Source organism: Aeromonas sp. R7-4 (genome assembly GCF_040908055.1).
GTDB classification, from domain to species: Bacteria; Pseudomonadota; Gammaproteobacteria; order Enterobacterales; family Aeromonadaceae; genus Aeromonas; species Aeromonas sanarellii.
On sequence record NZ_JBFODA010000004.1, the window covers coordinates 1 to 14,357 of the forward strand.

Below are 14,357 nucleotides of genomic sequence, written 5' to 3' on the forward strand. Positions count from 1 at the left end.
AAGGCTGGCCCCTTTCTATGGGAGGCAGACCAGGGGCCTGGAAATCAGGGATAACCCAGGGTCTGCTTGATGACGGGCAGCTGGGCCTTGATCCAGTCAGGATTGATGGGCCCCCAGTCGCTGATGCGATAGTGACCCTGGAGATGGCGGGCCCCCTCGGTCTGCTCGAAGGCGCAGCAGATGTCGAGCTCCGCCAGGGCGCTGAGCGTGTCCTGGGCGGTGCGGCGCGGCATGCCGGTGGCGGCCATGATGGCGGGCACCGTATCCGTGCCCTGGCTGATGAGGTGAGCCACGTAGAGCCGGCGGTAGAAGCTGGTGCGCGTCTTGCTCGGCTCGCTCATATCTCGTCCTCGAGGCGATCGAAGTAGCGCCAGGTGGCGATGGCGGCCTTGCCCATCACCAGGGCCCAGACGCCGAACCAGAACCAGCGGAAGAAGCTCCAGGTGGAGGCATCGGGCTCGGCGCTCTCGATCTTGGTGACGTTGGGGAAGAGGGAGAACATGTTCACCCGCCAGCCGTAGGAGGTGATCATGGCCAGGCGTTTCTCGAACTCCATGGACTTGGCCTTGGCCTGGACGTCGGCGGCGTTGAACTTGAAGTAGAAGGGCCAGCCCCAGAGGGTATCCTCGTTGCGGAATACCCGGATCTTCTCGCCGGGGCGCTCGGTATAGATGTAATAGACATCCACGGTGGGGCCGTCGGCCGGGTTCTTCTGGCTGATGGGGCCGTCCTTGTCGGTGCGTTTCACCTCGACCCCTGTGATGGTGGCGATGGTGTGCTCCGGCAGATAGAAATCGAGCCAGAGTGCGGAGAGCAGGGCGATGAGGCCGAGCGCGACAAAAGCGGGTTTCTTGAACTTGAGGCTCATGGTGTTCTCTGGGTGAGGGGGAGTGACGTGCCTCTACCATACCCATATTTGCGGATGCAGCCCAGCCCCCAATGACACCTTAAAGGCAAAAAACCGTTTTAAACGTGAGGGGGCAGACCCCGGGGCGGGGCCCGGAGTCTGTCAACGAGAGGGGAGTATTACAGCTGGAACTGGGCGAGCTGCCTGCGCTGCTGTTCGGCGAGCTGTGACAGTTCGTGACTGGCGGCGGCGCTCTGACTGATGCCGGCGGCGTTCTGGTTCACTATCTCGTGGATGTTGGTGAGGTTGCGGCTGATGTCGGCGGTGACGCAGGACTGCTCCTCCGCCGCGGTCGCCACCTGGGCGTTGGCGCCATTGATCTGGTTGACCGCCTCGGTGATGCCCCCCAGCAGATCCTGCACCTCGGCGGAGAGGCGCTGGTTGTGGCCGAGGATCTCCAGGGTCTCTTGCACGCCGCTGTTGGCGGAGAGGGACTGGCTCTGCAACTGCTCGATGATGACCTGGATCTCCTTGGTGGAGTCCTGGGTTCGGGCCGCCAGCAGACGCACCTCGTCGGCCACCACGGCGAAGCCGCGACCGGTCTCGCCGGCGCGGGCGGCCTCGATGGCGGCGTTGAGGGCCAGCAGGTTGGTCTGCTCCGAGATGCTCTGAATCACCTCGATCACCTTGCCGATCTGCTCGGACTGGGACTTGAGTCTGGCCACCACGGTGGCGGCCTGCTCCAGGCTGCCCGCCATGCGGCCGTTGGCCTGGATGCTCTCGGTAAAGAGCGCCAGCCCCTGCTCGACCCGGCGGTTGGCGTCCCGCGCCAGCTCGTCGGCCAGGGCGGCATTGTGGTTGACGTTGTCGGCGGTGCTGGCCAGCTCGGTGACGGCGGAGGCCACCTGCTCGGTCTCGCTGCGCTGCTGCTGGGCATTGGCCTCGGACTGGGTCATGACGGCGGCCAGCTCGGTGGCGGCGGAGGCCACGTTGCCGCTGATGCCGGTCAGGGTCTGAATGGTGTTGCCAAGCTGGCTCAGGGTCTGGTTGATATCCCTGGCGAGCTGGCCCAGCTCGTTGTCGCCCTCGGCCCTGGCGCGCACGTTGAAGCGGCCGAGGGCGACGGCGTGCATCACCTCCTGCAGCTGGCCGATGGGTTGGACGATGCGCCCGGAGAGCCACCAGCCGCCGCAGAGCGCCGCCACCAGGGTGGCTCCCATCAGCAGCAGGGTCTGCAGCAGGGTGGCGTGGTAGTGGGCCTGCTCCAGGGCGATCTCCTGCTGGCTCAGCTGGCTGATGTGGGCCGACAGGGTGTCGATCTGCTTGATGAGCTGCTCCCCCAGATCGCGAAAGCGCAGCCTGGCTTGCTCATAGCCGGCGGGCTCGCCGCTGCCCTGATGTTTGGCGGCCAGCAGCGGCAGCATGTTGCTGCGGGTGTGGCCGAGGTAGGCCTGCAGGGCTGCGGCCACCTGGGTGTTGTCCTGCTCGGCCCCCGGGATCACCAGCCGTGACAGTATGGTGCCTATCTCCTGCTCGGCGGCGGAGAGCTGGGCCGGCAACTGGGCGAAGCGCGCCTGATCGTAGAGGCCGTAGATGGCGTTGGTGCGCAGCCGGTAGGTGGCGTGGATTAGGGCGGCGATGTCGTCCTTGTGGCGGGTGACGCTGGCGGTGGTGTCGTTCATGTCACCGATCGCACCGTCTATCTCCTGCTTGCTGACAACGGCCATCAGCAGCATCAGCAGGCTGGCAAGCAGCAGAGGGATGAGCACTTGAAGGCGAATGGAGAGATTGTTCAAAGACATGAAAGATCCTAACCCGAAAGAGGAACAAGGCCGCATCTTACACAGGTGCGACAATCCTTGTCACAGGGTTTTTTAGTCTGAATTCGGGCTGAACGAAAAGGTTTTTCTTGTGTTAAAAGAGTGTGCTGGGCATGATCGTCTGCTTGTTACCTGGAGGTGTAGTGTGTCCGACTGGATTGATCCCGCCATCTTGGCGCTCTTTGTTCCCACGTTCTTCTTTGTCTCCGTGACCCCCGGCATGTGCATGACCCTGGCGATGACCCTGGGCATGAGCCTGGGGGTGCGCCGTACCCTGCACATGATGTGGGGCGAGCTCATCGGCGTCGGTCTGGTCTCCGTGCTCTCCGTGGTCGGGGTGGCGGCGGTCATGCTCAACTATCCGGCCCTCTTCTCGGCGTTCAAGTACGTGGGGGGCGCCTATCTGGTCTGGCTCGGCATCCAGATGTGGCAGGCCAAGGGCAAGATGGCCATCCCGGCCGACCTGTCGGCGGAACAGGAGACCAGGCCGCTCGGGCTGGCGCTGCAGGGGTTCGTCACCGCCATCGCCAATCCCAAGGGCTGGGCCTTCATGGTCTCCCTGCTGCCCCCCTTCATCAGCGCGGCCAAGCCCATGGCACCCCAGATAGGGGCCTTGGTGACGCTCATCCTGGTCATCGAGTTCTCCTGCCTGCTGCTCTACGCGAGCGGTGGCCGCACCCTGCGCCACTTCCTCGCCAGGAGCGGCAACGTCACCCTGATGAACCGGATCGCGGGCTCGCTCATGCTGTTTGTGGGCGTCTGGCTCGCCTTCGGCTGAGGCTCTCGGAATGAAAAATGCCACCTCCCCTGGTGAAGGGGAGGTGGCATTTTTATTGGGCGTTTGGCGAGGTGTCAGTCGGTCAGGCAGTCGGGATCGAACACGTATTCGCCGTCCAGCCAGCGCAGGATCTCGGCGACGCAGGCCTGATCCTGGAACGGCAGGTAGCGGGTCTTGAGATGGCTCACCTGATCAGCCGTGAGCTGGGCCAGGCCGATGTCCTGGAACAGCGGCAGGTCGGCCTGGATCATGGCGGAGATCTGCGGCCCGCAGGTGGCGTTGAGGGAGGCGTGCAGCGCCTTGTCCGGATCGTACTGGCGGCCGAGCCGGTAACTCATGGGCAGGGTGGCGAGTGGCAGCACCGAGAGGGCGGCCTGCTTCATGGGGTTGACCGCGTGGCCGGCGGTGAGATCCGCGAGCTCTGCCGGGCGGTTCTCGAAGGCGCGCAGGTGCAGGAAGCTGCTCGCCTTGCTGCCGTCGTTGACCGGGTAGTTGTCCCACAGGAACGGCTTGCGGTGCAGCCAGTCGGCCGCCTGCCTGAGGTGCGCCGCCGGGTATTCGGTGGAGCAGACCCTGGGGCCCGTCCAGAAGATGTCGATGCGCCTGTCCAGCCCCTGGCCGAGGTCGGTGAGGTAATGGGGGGGCATGGCGCCGAACACCTTCTCCAGCACGGGATCCGTCGAGTAGTAGCTGGGACAGAACAGCAGCCGGCCTGCACCGGTGTGGGCCGCGATGTCGTGGGTGATGGTGAGCTGCCAGTGGGCGAGATCCGGGGTATCCCCCTTCATGTCGTCAAACAGGATCGCCAGGATGTCGGGCTTGAGCTCCTGCTCGATGAGCCGCACCTTCTCCAGCAGGGCGGGGCGCTGGCGCTCATAGTCGTGATGGGCGCCCATGGGGCTCAGACCCACCCCGAAGGCGAGCCCGTTGTCCCGGCACTGCCCGGCGAGGCGACGCAGCGCCTCTAGCTGGTTGGCGGGCCAGGGCTGGGCCCAGTGCTTGCGCAGGTAGCCGTCTTCCTTGGGGGCGTAGAGGTAGAAGCCGTAGCCGTGGCGGGGCAGCCACTGGGCATAGCGGGCGCGGGCCTCCCAGCTCCAGCCCTTGCCGAAGAAGCCCTCGATAAGGCCCAGCTTGGGCGAGGGAGGATACAGACCAGACAACAGGGTTTGATAAGGCATGGGTCACTCCCTTCTCACTGAGTAATGGCAACTTATGGCCGGTGCCTAGACGGGGTCTTCTTCCAGGAAGCGCACCCCTATCTTGCGGGGCTCGCCCTCTTCCATTTCCGCCACGGTCCAGAGCAGGCCCTGCCAGGCGACGTGGTCACCGACAACCAGATTATCGCCCAACTGATGGGCAATAAAATCGCCGAGGGTCTGATCCGCCACCTCGCTCACATCCAGCCCGTAGAGGGGGGCCAGATCCACCAGCCTGGCGGCGGCCTCCAGCAGGAAGTCGCCGAAGAAGCGCGGGCCCAGATCCTGCTCGGGGGCCTGGCTGAACAGCTGGCCGAGGGCGGGCAGATCGCGCTCGTGGCCGATGACGCAGAGGATGTCGTCGGACTGCAGCCGGGTACTGCCCGAGGGGTGCAGCAGCTCCTGGCCGCGGAACAGGGCACAGATGCGGGTCCCCTGGGGCATGCGCAGCTCCCGCAGGGGGGAGCCGATGCACCACTTCTCGGCGCTCAGGCGATAGACGAAGGTCTCCCACTGGCTGTCGAGATCGATCTCCAGGCCCGAGCGGTTGATGGGGGAGGGCGGGGCCGGCACCTCGACCCGCGCGAGGCGGGAGGCGAGCGGCAGCGAGCTGCCCTGCAGGATGAGGGAGACCAGCACCACGAAGAAGGCGACGTTGAAGTAGAGCTGGGCGCCCGGCAGTCCCGCCATCATGGGGAAGACCGCGAGGATGATGGGCACGGCGCCGCGCAGTCCCACCCAGGAGATGAACCAGCGCTCCCGGGGGGCGAAGTTCTTGAACGGCAGCAGGCCGATCCACACCGACACCGGGCGGGCAAAGAGGATCATCCAGGTGGCCAGCGCCAGGGCCGGCAGGGCGATGGGCAGCAGGTTGCTCGGGGTAGCGAGCAGCCCCAGCACCAGGAACATGCCGATCTGGCTGAGCCAGGTCAGACCGTCCAGTACGGAGAGGGTGGTGCTGCGGCTGCGCAGGGAGAGGTTGCCGAGCAGCAGGCCGGTAAGGTAGATGGCGAGGATGCCGCTGCCCCCCACCGCCGTGGTGAGGGCGAAGATGAGCAGGCCACCGCTCACCGTGAGCAGGGGGTAGAGGCCCGGGGCCAGGCGGGCCGTGTTGATGAGTTTCCACAGCAGCCAGCCCCCCGCGAGACCGATGCCGGCGCCCAGGCCGAATTGCTTGATGAGTTGCAGCAGCAGGAAGCCGGCGTCCAGCCCCTGCTGGGCGGTGGCCAGCACCTCGATCAGGGTGACGGTGAGGAAGACCGCCATGGGATCGTTGCTGCCCGATTCGATCTCCAGGGTCGCGCTGACCCGCTCGTTGAGGCTGCGCCCGCCGAGCAGTGAGAAGACCGCCGCCGCGTCGGTGGAGCCGACGATGGCGCCGATCAGCATCCCCTGCAGCAGGTTGAGATCGAACAGCCAGGCGGCGGCAAGACCCGTCAGGCCTGTGGTGATGGCCACCCCGACGGTGGCCAGCGACAGGGCGGGCCAGAGCGCCACGCGAAACGAGGAGACCCGGGTGCGCATGCCGCCATCGAGCAATATGATGGCGAGCGCCAGGTTGCCCACCAGGTAGGCGACCGAGTAGTCGGCGAAGTGGATGCCGCCGGGGCCATCCTCACCGGCCAGCATGCCGACGGCGAGGAAGATGACCAGGATGGGGATGCCGACCCGGGACGAGAGTGCGCTCAACAGGACACTGGCTCCCACCAACAGGGCACCGATAAAGAAGAAACTGTTGATGGTGGTGGCATCCAATGGCGAACTCCTCGTAGCGGTCGGCAAAACAGGCACATTATATGCAGTTTGATCCCCCTTGTGTGGCTTAATTGTGCATCGTTTTGCAGTTTTTTACGTTTTCAGCGTCGTTTTCAGGCGCCGGCCGCGATCGGGCGTTCGGGGAGGGGGAGGGGATAAAAAGGAGGCAATCGGCGCGGGATTGAGGGGCAAAATCAGGGTGACGAGAGGCCTTTATCGGCCCCTGGCCGTGTCGGGATGCAGGAGCGCCAGCGGGCTCCTGCGAAGGGGTCAGTCGTCCTCGTCGTCCTTGACGTCGCGGATCTTGTCCCTGTACTTGGGCAACTGCTTCTCGAGCTGTTTCATGTCCTTGATGGCATTGAGAAACAGGCCGAGCAGAAACAGCAGCGGCAGGCCTATCCATAACCACAAGCTCATCAGATCCTCCTTTCGTGGTGTGCCAGGGTGACATAACGGGCCAGGATCTCGTCGAGATGGGCCAGTATGCACGCCTTGCCTTCAATATCCGCCCCTTGCAGGCAAAGCGCCAGCGCCGCCGGATCCAGGGCCAGTTCGTCGGACTCGGGGGCGAAGCTCAGGTGCCAGGGTTCGTAGGCCACCCCCTGACCCGGTTGCTCCCCCCTGGCATAGGGCAGGAAGAAGCCGAAGTCGTTCATGTGATCGTCCAGCCACTCGCTCAAGTCGGCAAACCAGCCGCCCGCCTCATACTCCCAGGGCTCCAGCGCGAGCTTGGTGCCTGCGGGCAGGCAGTCCGGATCGTAGATGTCGAGATCCGTGCCCCAGTGGTGGCGGCTGGTGCCGGGCAGGGCGCTCCAGCGCAGGATGGCGTGCAGCCGCTCCATATCGCCGAGCTGCAGCGCATCGAGGGGCTGGTTGTCCGCATCCAGCAGGGGGCGCTCCCCGCGCCACTTGCCGTTCCAGATGGCGAGCTGGCGCTCGAAGCTGCGCCAGCTGGAGGCGGCCTGCAGGTTGAACCCCGCGTGAGCGGCGGCCACCTGCATGTCGTTGAAGGCCGCCGCGGTGGCGGCGGTCAGGCGATGGGGGCCACGCCCCACCAGGATGAGGTGGCTCTCATCCAGTCCAAGCAGTTGATCCTGGGTCATGGTTGCATGGTCTCCCTCTTGGGCTGTGCGGCCAGGCGGTGAAAGGCGTTCATGCCAGCAGCCGGGCCAGCACTCCCTGGTACATGTCGGCCAGGAGATCCAGATCGTCCGCCTTCACGCACTCGTTCACCTTGTGGATGGTGGCGTTGACCGGGCCCAGCTCGATGACTTCCGCCCCGGTCGGAGCGATGAAGCGTCCATCGGACGTTCCCCCCGTGGTGAGCAGGGCCGGCTGCTGACCATTGACCGCTGCCACGGCGGCCACTGTGGCCTCCAGCAGGGCGCCGGTGTCGGTCAGGAAGGGCTGGCCGGAGAGAGTCCACTTGATCTGGTAGTCGAGGCCGTGACGATCCAGCAGGGCTTCGACCCGCTCGCGGATCGCACTATCGGTGAGCTCGGTGCTGAAACGGAAGTTGAACTGGACATGCAGCTCCCCCGGGATGACGTTGGAGGCGCCGGTGCCGCCCTGGATGTTCGCGATCTGGAAGCTGGTGGGGGGGAAGTAGGCGTTGCCCTCGTCCCAGACGGTGGCGGCGAGCTCGGCCAGGGCCGGGGCCGCCTTGTGAATGGGGTTGTCCGCCAGATGGGGATAGGCCACGTGGCCCTGCACCCCGCGCACCACCAGATCCCCTGTGATGGAGCCACGGCGGCCGTTCTTCACCACGTCCCCCACCACGGCAGTGGAGGAGGGTTCGCCGACGATGCACCAGGTGATCTTCTCGTTGCGCGCCTCCAGGGTGTCGATGACGCGCACCGTGCCGTTGATGAAGGGCCCCTCCTCATCCGAGGTGATGAGGAAGGCAATCGATCCCGAATGATCCGGATGCTCGGCCACGAAGCGCTCGGTGGCCACCACCATGGCGGCGAGGGACCCCTTCATGTCGGCGGCGCCGCGCCCGTACAGCACGCCTTCCTGGATGGTCGGTTCGAACGGCGGGGTGTGCCACTTCTCCAGCGGGCCGGCGGGCACCACGTCGGTGTGGCCGGCGAAGCAGAACAGCGGCCCCTCGCTGCCGCGGCGGGCCCAGAGGTTGGTGGTGTCTTCGAACACCATGGGCTCGATGACGAAACCGAGGCGTGCGAGGCGCTCCGCCATCAGGGTCTGGCACCCTTCATCCAGCGGGGTAACGGAGGGGCGGCGGATCAGATCCTTGGCCAGTGCGATGACATCCGACATCGTTTTTCCTTAACGAGAGAAGAGGGATTGGTAGTGATCGGCCTTGAAGCCCAGGGTCAGTTCGCCGTCCTTGTCCAGCAAGGGGCGCTTGATCATGGCCGGGTGGGCCAGCAGCAGGGCGCGCGCCTTGGCGGTGTCGAGATCCTGTCTGGCTTCGTCCGGCAGGGCGCGGAAGGTGGTGCCGCGGGTGTTGAGCAGGGCCTCCCAGCCGAGGCGCTCCAGCCAGCTATCGAGCTGCTCGGGAGCCAGGCCGTCGGCGCGGTGGTCGTGGAAGCGGTAGTCGATGCCCGCTTCCTCCAGCCACTTGCGGGCCTTCTTGATGGTGTCGCAGTTTTTGGGAGAAATGCCGTAAAGCACAACCCTGCATTCGGTCTTATTTTCCATGGGGTTCACCGTGTTCCATTTGATGGACAGTAGCATACAGGCGATCACCATGTAGGGAAACGAGACCGCTTTGGGCTGGTCATCTGACAGATGGCATGTTCTGTCAGGGCGTGGATTATTTCGGTAAAAATAACCTGATTTACATATTGTGTAAAGTGCCGCATTGCTGATAGGCTCACCACATCTTAGTTTTCTGCCGTGCTCACCTGTTCCTTGATGTGGGCCAATGCATAGGAGTTGTCATGAGTCGTCCCCCGAAGGCGTATTCCTACATTCGGTTCAGTACCCCAAAGCAGGCACAGGGAGACAGTTATCGCCGTCAGCTTCAGCAAGCCATAGATTACTGTGCCGAGAACAATCTTCAGCTTGACGAGAAGACCATTGATGACTTTGGGACGAGTGCGTTTCGTGGGGCTAACATGGCTGAGGGAGCTTTGGGCCGCTTCATTGAGGCGGTGAAAAGCGATGAGATTGAACAGGGTTCTTACCTGTTAGTTGAGTCAGTAGACCGTCTGAGCAGGCAAGCAGTAGAAGAGGCTCTGGAACAATTCCTAGCCATTGTTAGAGCGGGGGTGGTCATCGTGACGCTCTCCGATAAACAGGTATTCCGCAAAGGTCAGGTGGATTTCACCAAGTTGATAGTCTCAATCGTATACATGGCACGTGCAAACGATGAGTCTGAGATGAAGAGCCGCCGAAGTCGTGCCGCATGGTCAAATGGCCGCAGAGAGGCCAGAGAAAACAACAAAGTGATGGTAAATGCCCGTCTGCCATCATGGCTAACTAGGGAGGGGGAGCAGATAATTCCTATCCCAGAGCGTACCGCCATCGTGAATGAGATGTTCGAGATGGCGAAGGCGGGTTGCGGTTACGAACAGATCGCCAAGGTGTTCTTGGAAAAGGGCTACAAGACGTTCGGCAAAGAGGCTGACTGGCGCCCGGCAGGTATTCAGGCGGTAATCAAGAGCCAAGCGGTGATTGGTGTCTTCCAGCCACATATTTTCGAGAACGGTGAGCGGGTGCCTGATGGTGATCCGATTTTGGGGTATTACCCTACGATAGTGTCCCCTTCCTTGTTTGACGAGGTGCAGCACCTTATCGGCAAGAGAAACAACCATAGCGGCTCCTATCGTAAAGGCACCTATAACAACCTTTTTAGCGGTGTGCTTCGCTGTCAATGTGGTGAATCGTTACGTTACCAAAACAAGGGCCGAGCAGGGAGCCCTCGCAATTATCTTGTTTGTCCCAAGCAGAATATTACTGGGTGCAACCTGCCGAATATGCTCTATGACAAGGTTGAACCTCAGCTATTGCAGGCAGTCAGCCTGTTATCTGAGGTGATGGGGAAAAGGCGAGCTACAACGGAAAAAACACTTGCTCTGAAGGATGAGTTGGCAATTTTGCAAAGAAAGCTAGAGCTGGAGGTCAAGAAGAGAAATAAAGCGGCCCAATCCATGCTGGAGCTTGATGACGATGCAGTCTTCCGAGAGCTGTTTACGCAGTGCAAGACTAATTGCCAAGCCTTAGAGGGAGAAATCCGCCAGCTTGAGAATGACATCATGGGTCGAGAGTTATCTGAGAAATCACTCGGAAAGATGATTGTGCCGGATAACTTGAAGAAAAGTACAGACCAGCGGCAACGATTAAACAGCCAACTAAAGGCTGCTGTTAAGGAAATCAGCTTTATCAGTACTGGCGACTCAGTGGCTGCTGTCTTCAAGGATCTTGATGGCCAGTTCATGTTAGAGCAGGCGTTTAAGCCCAAGCTGGCCGGGAGTAGCATTCGAGACAGATATGGTGAAGAGTTGCTCAGAACAACAGCCGAGGCTCCCTACATAGATGCCGACTGGGTGAAGGCCGAGATCGACGAGTTCGAGTCTATCCATAACAAATCTGAATCCGAGTTTGACGATGATTTCGAGGACTTTAGCTCGGAGGAGTCGAAGTAAAGGTTCCGTAGGGGGGAACATTGGACGTGGAAGGGATTTTTATCGGGCCTCCTGCACAAGGCCTTATCGATCCAAAGGAGCTGCTTTCGCGGATGCCCGGCTTCAACGGGCGGTACAGCCAGTATGTCAGGCGGGCGATAGGCAATATTCGGCAGGTTCAGGGGCTCGATCTGCCGGAAGTACCTGAACCTGATAATGGGTTGGGCTGGTGGTCGCCCCTGCAAGCCTTGGCGGTATTAACCTATGGCCCCAGCTGCCACCTAAACGTGGAGCTGATAGCGGAAATCGAAAGGCTTACCGGGCAAGCATTGCCACGAGATGAACGGCAGAGCCGCTATGAGGCTGCGTTTTACATGGAGTACCTGGCCCCGTTGCTTGTCGGCTTTGCAGAAACACAGCCGGGTTTGCGAACAGAGGTGATCCCGCAGTTTGCCTGTGGCTCCTACCGGGTGGATTTCCGAGTGAATATGCAGTGGTTCGACCCGAACGGGAAGTATTTCGACAAACCGATCCGGCAGGAGGCTTATCTGCTGGAGTTTGACGAGGCCTATCATCAGGAACCAGTGAACCACCGTGCAGACCAGCTGCGTGATGAAGAGATCGAGCGGCAAACGGGCCTCAGACCACTCAGAATACGCCACGAGGAGCAAGAGCTATGGGCCACCGCTTGTCGGGCTCATGGACGTATCCTGAGCTTTGAGGAGTACCTGCAAGGGCTGCTGGGGGCGATGGCCGAGCCGAATGAGGGGCGGCATATCGACATTACGCGGGAGTCTGCCCAGAGTGCTTATACCTGCGATCCTGCCGGGTATCTGCGTTATCCCGCCCAACCCGGACGGGATTTGAAGCGGATAGCGGAGCGGCTTGGCTGGCGGTTGGGTCCCCCAAGGCACAGCGGGAAGCGGGCCTATCACCGCCTGACCGTTCCCCAACCGACCACCCGCTGACACATTTTGGGTCGATGTGTGTGGTCACCTTGAGTCCCACGCACACATATCGGAACGTGTTCATGGGCTTTTCGGGCGGTTGTGTGCGGTGTGTGTGCTGTGTCACCCCCATTTATATATCCACTTATGGACACACCACCTATTCACTATTCATTTACTGCACCGAGGGGGGAACCTACCAGCCACCCGGAGGAGCAAGATCAAGAAGATGGCAACGATCCAGCCCCGTTGGATGCCATAAAAAAACTATTCCAAACCCCGCCAGCATAAGGAAATCGAGCAGGCAATATTGAGACCCTACGCCGGTATAAGCCAGATGAGAACAACACCATAGGAGAACCCCATGGAATACATCACATCTGGCCCCTTGTCGGGAGCCATCCAACAAGGAGAAGGCGTATGAGTGAGCAAGGAAACCCGTTACTGAAAGCGTTGGAGGCGGCACTGCTGGCAGCCTTGGGCGTCCTTATCAAGGAGGCCGTCAACTCGATGCAGACACCGCCCAGCCCGCCGAAGGAGCCGGACGTTCAATAGGCCATGCCCGTGTGACAGACCGGAAGCCCCCCGGCAACCCCTATCACACGGGTTGGATTATGAGTTTTGACACGTTTTTCTTGCAGGGTCTTGAGCCTATTGGGAGGCCATCATGGCAATCATCGGATACGCCCGTGTCTCAACCACAGGGCAATCGCTGGAGCAGCAACTGACCGCTCTGGCAGGCTGCGAAAAAGTTTTTCAAGAGAAGATCAGCGGGAGCAAGACGGATAGGCCGCAACTACAGGCAATGCTCGAATTTGCCCGCTCCGGGGACGTGCTGAAAGTGACCAAGCTGGATCGACTGGCTCGGAACACCCGGCATCTGCTGGAGATCACAGACCAGCTACATGCAAAAGGTGTAACCTTGCAGATCCAGAATCTTGGCATCGACACGGCGACCCCTACTGGCAAGCTGATGTTGACCATGATCGGGGCCATCGCCACATTCGAGCGGGAGATCATGCTGGAGCGGCAAGCAGAGGGGATCGCACTGGCGAAGGCAAAGGGGATCTACAAGGGCCGCAAGCCGACGGCGATGGAGAAACGGGATGAGGTGCTTAGTCTGCTCTCTGAAGGTGCTACCAAAGCATCCGTTGCCAAACAATTAGGGATTAGTGTATCAAGTGTTCACAGAATGGTTATTCTGGCACGGTGACTCCATTATGTAATATTGTGAGATTTTAATGAAAACTAAAATATTAATCCTCCTAAGTCCTATATTATTGATGGCCTGTTCAAATAGCTCTGGCGTTTTTAGAACAGGGGAAAATAAGTATGAAATATCAACTCGTGCTACATGGGAATTAGGTGGCCGAGCTGGTGCACGAAAAATGGCATTGGAAGAAGCAACTGTCCACTGTCAAAAAGAAGGGAGAAAATTAAAATTGCTTGAGCAAAGTGAAGGTTATGGCCATTTTGAAGGTGGTACGGTCAACCTACAGTTTAGTTGTGAATAAGAGTTGCGGTGTTGTTTCAATAAAAAGCAACCTTAGTCATCCATTTATATCTAAGAGTGGCTTGACTTCTAACTATGGCCCACATGTGTGGGCTAATACTTACTCACACCATACGTCACAAGTGTCATTGTTGCGGTCTATGTTAAGGAGTTCTGCACTTGTACAAATACCATCAGGGCTACCATCAAGAAACTTAACCTGATCACCTTCCTCCCATCCGAGACAGTACGTTTGGGCTTTAAATTTTTCGCTATTTATAACGAAAAACTCATCATTATAGGCTACTTCTATTTCGTAATAGTCGCCAGAGGAACGTGTATTGCTACCAGCCTCAACTTGCATAATAATATCACAGCCAAAATCGCTCCAGTTTTTTGAACGCATAAGAGAGGCAAAACGTTGATTCATCATGGCAGCATCAGATTGATAACACTGCATATTTGTTCCACAGTTCGTATTTGATTTTGAAGTAACTTCATTTGAAAAGAGGTCTAAGCAATAGGCTTTATTGCGTTGATAGTGTGCCTCGCTATTAAAACCAAGCTGCTTCGCCAATACATCCACCTGAGGATTTGCGTAAGCTATATTCATGATGAATACGAGAAGGATATAAATTGCTTTCACATTGATGGGATTACTGCTTTTCATGGTTTTCAACTCTTCCCTGAAATTTCATGCCAGTATTACAGAAATACGGTGTGATGATCAATTCTATCAAAGGTAAAAATAGAAATTCACAATGCTATCTGCCATCGCTTCTAAAAAACTACCCGCAAGTTGAATGCCGTACATCGTGATGGTCATGAGTGATGTTCCTTTCGCTCATGTGGCTCTTCTACTAAAAACGGCTCGCAGTTCTTGATGCCATAGAGGGTGGTGGCCATGGGAGATCCTATATCTGCGGGCCC

At 59.8% G+C, this 14,357-nt stretch carries 16 protein-coding genes; 6 read left to right on the forward strand and 10 right to left on the reverse strand.

The annotated features are described in order from the left end of the window. Positions 1-44: 44 nt before the first annotated feature. From AB5Y72_RS00370 to AB5Y72_RS00380, 3 genes are all read right to left on the reverse strand, one after another. Positions 45-341 carry a helix-turn-helix domain-containing protein gene (locus tag AB5Y72_RS00370; RefSeq protein WP_042076901.1) on the reverse strand — a complete coding sequence of 99 codons (297 nt, stop codon included), beginning with the start codon at positions 339-341 and terminating at the stop codon, positions 45-47. Further along, complete coding sequence (locus tag AB5Y72_RS00375; protein WP_042076902.1) at positions 338-868, reverse strand: DUF1523 family protein; 531 nt, start codon at positions 866-868, stop codon at positions 338-340. Before AB5Y72_RS00375 ends, AB5Y72_RS00370 begins: the two co-directional genes overlap by 4 nt. 158 nt (positions 869-1,026) lie before the next feature. Beyond that, on the reverse strand, positions 1,027-2,649 hold the full coding sequence (locus tag AB5Y72_RS00380) for a methyl-accepting chemotaxis protein (RefSeq protein ID WP_209793499.1): 1,623 nt from the start codon (positions 2,647-2,649) through the stop codon (positions 1,027-1,029). Positions 2,650-2,812: 163 nt separating this feature from the next. On the opposite strand from AB5Y72_RS00380, the gene AB5Y72_RS00385 reads away from it, so the two are divergent. Further along, a complete protein-coding gene (locus AB5Y72_RS00385; protein WP_318162885.1) occupies positions 2,813-3,445 on the forward strand; it encodes a LysE family translocator in 633 nt (210 codons plus the stop codon). A gap of 74 nt (positions 3,446-3,519) precedes the next feature. Here AB5Y72_RS00385 and AB5Y72_RS00390 read toward each other — a convergent pair whose 3' ends face one another. The 6 genes from AB5Y72_RS00390 to AB5Y72_RS00415 all read right to left on the reverse strand — a co-directional run bounded on the left by AB5Y72_RS00390 (position 3,520) and on the right by AB5Y72_RS00415 (position 9,060). After that, the gene (locus AB5Y72_RS00390) at positions 3,520-4,623 is read right to left on the reverse strand and encodes a beta-N-acetylglucosaminidase domain-containing protein (protein WP_042076908.1); all 1,104 of its coding nucleotides are present in this window, start codon (positions 4,621-4,623) and stop codon (positions 3,520-3,522) included. Positions 4,624-4,668: 45 nt separating this feature from the next. Beyond that, positions 4,669-6,396: a potassium/proton antiporter gene (locus AB5Y72_RS00395; protein WP_042076910.1), complete on the reverse strand. Its 1,728-nt coding sequence runs from the start codon at positions 6,394-6,396 to the stop codon at positions 4,669-4,671. A gap of 270 nt (positions 6,397-6,666) precedes the next feature. Next, complete coding sequence (locus AB5Y72_RS00400) at positions 6,667-6,813, reverse strand: hypothetical protein (protein ID WP_084202797.1); 147 nt, start codon at positions 6,811-6,813, stop codon at positions 6,667-6,669. Beyond that, positions 6,813-7,499: a M15 family metallopeptidase gene (locus AB5Y72_RS00405; RefSeq protein WP_325782509.1), complete on the reverse strand. Its 687-nt coding sequence runs from the start codon at positions 7,497-7,499 to the stop codon at positions 6,813-6,815. Before AB5Y72_RS00405 ends, AB5Y72_RS00400 begins: the two co-directional genes overlap by 1 nt. 49 nt (positions 7,500-7,548) lie before the next feature. Beyond that, positions 7,549-8,676: a succinyl-diaminopimelate desuccinylase gene (gene dapE, locus AB5Y72_RS00410; RefSeq protein WP_325782508.1), complete on the reverse strand. Its 1,128-nt coding sequence runs from the start codon at positions 8,674-8,676 to the stop codon at positions 7,549-7,551. Between the two features lie 9 nt (positions 8,677-8,685). Then, positions 8,686-9,060, reverse strand: a complete 375-nt coding sequence (locus tag AB5Y72_RS00415; protein ID WP_368198408.1) for an ArsC family reductase — start codon at positions 9,058-9,060, stop codon at positions 8,686-8,688. A gap of 242 nt (positions 9,061-9,302) precedes the next feature. Between AB5Y72_RS00415 and AB5Y72_RS00420 the strand changes: the two genes are divergently transcribed. The 5 genes from AB5Y72_RS00420 to AB5Y72_RS00440 all read left to right on the forward strand — a co-directional run bounded on the left by AB5Y72_RS00420 (position 9,303) and on the right by AB5Y72_RS00440 (position 13,449). Further along, a complete protein-coding gene (locus tag AB5Y72_RS00420; protein WP_368198409.1) occupies positions 9,303-11,009 on the forward strand; it encodes a recombinase family protein in 1,707 nt (568 codons plus the stop codon). A gap of 26 nt (positions 11,010-11,035) precedes the next feature. Next, on the forward strand, positions 11,036-11,956 hold the full coding sequence (locus tag AB5Y72_RS00425; protein WP_368198410.1) for a hypothetical protein: 921 nt from the start codon (positions 11,036-11,038) through the stop codon (positions 11,954-11,956). Between the two features lie 399 nt (positions 11,957-12,355). Next, entirely contained in the window at positions 12,356-12,490 is a 135-nt protein-coding gene (locus tag AB5Y72_RS00430) for a hypothetical protein (RefSeq protein WP_368198411.1), read from the forward strand. A gap of 112 nt (positions 12,491-12,602) precedes the next feature. Further along, positions 12,603-13,148, forward strand: a complete 546-nt coding sequence (locus AB5Y72_RS00435) for a recombinase family protein (protein WP_368198412.1) — start codon at positions 12,603-12,605, stop codon at positions 13,146-13,148. Positions 13,149-13,176: 28 nt separating this feature from the next. Next, positions 13,177-13,449 carry a hypothetical protein gene (locus AB5Y72_RS00440; protein ID WP_200164668.1) on the forward strand — a complete coding sequence of 91 codons (273 nt, stop codon included), beginning with the start codon at positions 13,177-13,179 and terminating at the stop codon, positions 13,447-13,449. Between the two features lie 99 nt (positions 13,450-13,548). On the opposite strand, the gene AB5Y72_RS00445 is transcribed toward AB5Y72_RS00440, so the two are convergent. Then, positions 13,549-14,097: a hypothetical protein gene (locus AB5Y72_RS00445; protein WP_200164669.1), complete on the reverse strand. Its 549-nt coding sequence runs from the start codon at positions 14,095-14,097 to the stop codon at positions 13,549-13,551. Positions 14,098-14,357 lie beyond the last annotated feature (260 nt).